The following is a 2160-nucleotide window of genomic DNA, read 5'->3' as shown; positions in this document are numbered from 1 at the left end:
CAGTCGGTTCTCAGGCGCACGATATCACGAGGTACGTCACGTCGGCGTCCCTCAACGACGCACCCGGCAGTCCACCCACCTGGGGCGGTCTCGGTGGCGCGGCTCCTAACGCGGGCATGGTGGCCATAACCAAGAACGACGGGTCCGTCGGCGACGTGGCGCCCATCACGGCCATCCTGCTCTTCGGACCGGTGTCTCCGTTGTAACTAGCCCTCGTCGTCACAGGCAGCCAAGAAATAGTGCAGTCTACCGGGAGTTTTGGAAGGCCACGCGGCGCAAAATACGTCGCTGGACACACCCAAAACTCCCGGTAGATTTTTGTCGAGCAGGTGCCTGGCGGCGCTAGGGCTAGATACTTAAGGTCCATGAGACTTACTGTGGAGGGTCTACGTCGACTTCACGGTCAGCGGCGGGACGGGGACGCAGTCGTACAGCATGTTCTTTGTCGCACTTGCATACTGAGAGACGTCACAGAGGCTGGTCTCCCCGCCGCGCTTCTTTTTTGAACTGAGAGAGTGAAAAAGCTCTCAGCTGCGGTGTATGATAAGAAGGTAAGTAGTCCAACCGCGCTCCCACATCGGAGCGCGCCAACCAGAGAGAGAAAAGAATGAAGAAGAAGCTCGGCCACGACGTTCCACCCCTGTTCCACATGGACGACATCGCCGTCATGAGCGACGACGAGGTCTGGTCGCACGTCCGCACGATGGACGCCGGTCGCCGGTCCAACCGCGATCCCCAGCCCTTCGAGGTTGAGCTCGCGTACCTCCAGCGCGAGCTCGGCATCCGGCGCGACCAGCGCGAGGCGCACACCGCGTGGCTCCGCGCGCGCCTTGCAGAGGACCCACCCGCAGCGTTCGACGACGAGGAGCAGTTTGAGGTCGCCTGACCGGTGCGCGCACCTCCGCCGCACTGGAGCAGCGCTGGACGCGCTCGATGCCTACATGTCTGGGCTCTCTGCGCGTCCAACGCTGCCCCACGGGGAGATGATGGAGCTCTTCAAGTCCCTTGAGGGGGGTGACGAGAGCTCGAGAGAGCGCTTGATCGAGGCGAACCTGCGCCTCGTCGTGTCGATCGCCCGGTCGTACGGGCACTCGAAGATCCCGCTCGAGGACCTGATCCAGGAGGGCAACATCGGCCTGATGAAGGCTGTGGAGCGCTTCGACTGGAAGAAGGGTTTTCGATTCTCCACCTACGCAACGTGGTGGATCCGCCAGGCGGTGGGCCAGTACGTCGCGAAGCGCAAGCGGATCATCCGCGTCCCATCGCACGCTGTGGGCGCTGCGAAGAGGGCCGCGGACGCGGTCGCCGAGTACCGCAAGGAGTTCGGCACAGACCCGACCGAGCAGGAGCTCGCTGAGCTCTCAGGGTCTTCTGCGGTCGTGCTCCGCGCCGCAGGGCGGCACAGGAGCGAGCCCGTGTCGCTCTCAGCGCCCGCGGGGCCCGACGGTGAGGGTGAGGTGGGAGACCGCCTCCAAGACGAGGCACCCGACCCGTTCGAGCGCCTCGCAGCAAGTGAGCTCACTGAGGTGACGCGGAGCATCTTGAGCACCCTCACGCAGAAGGAAGTCGCGGTCGTGCGCCTCAGGTTCGGCCTGGTCGAGGACCCGGAGGACTCTGAGAGCTACCCGATCACTGAAGAAGAGCTCGCGGCCGCCCGGTGCGGGGAGGCTCTGAAGTGATTGCGGCGGTGATCGTCGCGGTCGCCCTGGGCCTGTTCTGGGGCACGCTCCGGATCCAGGGAGGTGCGCAGTGATCGTCGCGTGCGCCCTTGCGGTGCTCGCCGCGGTCAACCTGCTCGCTCTGCGCGAGCTCAAGAGGATCGGAGACGCGCTCGAGCTCGTTCTCTCACGCGAGCGCGCGCAGCACAAAACCGACGTGGGGGGCGAGCTCGAGCGACGCCTCCTCTCAGAGCTCGCGCGGCCCTGGGGTAAGAAGAATTGAAACAGTTTCTGCGCACGTTGTACAATTGATCCTCAAGGAGGAAGCCTGCATGGCGCTCAAGAAGGGTACAAAGATCGAGCGTGGCTACGCGACCGTCGACAGCGACGGCGTCAACTACAGAGAGATCAGCGAAGTGATGACTGAGATGGGGTGGCCCATGAACCACTCATCGGCGCGCAACTACGTCCTGCGCGCGATGCGCAAGTTCGCGGTGGGGCT

5 protein-coding genes are annotated in these 2160 nt (G+C 64.1%); all 5 read left to right on the top strand.

What is annotated here, in order from left to right:
• Positions 1-206: hypothetical protein (locus tag EB084_24180; GenBank protein NDD31361.1), on the top strand; the 206-nt coding region annotated here is incomplete at its 5' end.
• Positions 207-607: 401 nt separating this feature from the next.
• Positions 608-886 (top strand): hypothetical protein, encoded by a 279-nt coding sequence (locus EB084_24175; GenBank protein ID NDD31360.1) that lies wholly within the window; start codon positions 608-610, stop codon positions 884-886.
• Positions 873-1679 (top strand): sigma-70 family RNA polymerase sigma factor, encoded by an 807-nt coding sequence (locus EB084_24170; protein ID NDD31359.1) that lies wholly within the window; start codon positions 873-875, stop codon positions 1677-1679. Before EB084_24175 ends, EB084_24170 begins: the two co-directional genes overlap by 14 nt.
• A gap of 70 nt (positions 1680-1749) precedes the next feature.
• On the top strand, positions 1750-1941 hold the full coding sequence (locus tag EB084_24165; GenBank protein NDD31358.1) for a hypothetical protein: 192 nt from the start codon (positions 1750-1752) through the stop codon (positions 1939-1941).
• Positions 1942-1966: 25 nt separating this feature from the next.
• A partial coding sequence (locus EB084_24160; GenBank protein ID NDD31357.1) for a hypothetical protein occupies positions 1967-2160 on the top strand: 194 nt, incomplete at its 3' end.

This window comes from Pseudomonadota bacterium (genome assembly GCA_010028905.1).
In the GTDB taxonomy this organism is placed as follows: domain Bacteria; phylum Vulcanimicrobiota; class Xenobia; order RGZZ01; family RGZZ01; genus RGZZ01.
Note: the sequence above shows the minus strand (reverse complement) of the source record. Positions and strands in the feature narration are given on the sequence as shown.

Bases quoted from the DNA above. Each gene is read 5' to 3' on its own strand.
- EB084_24175 (NDD31360.1), top strand. From the start codon at position 608: ATGAAGAAGAAGCTCGGCCACGACGTTCCACCCCTGTTCCACATGGAC.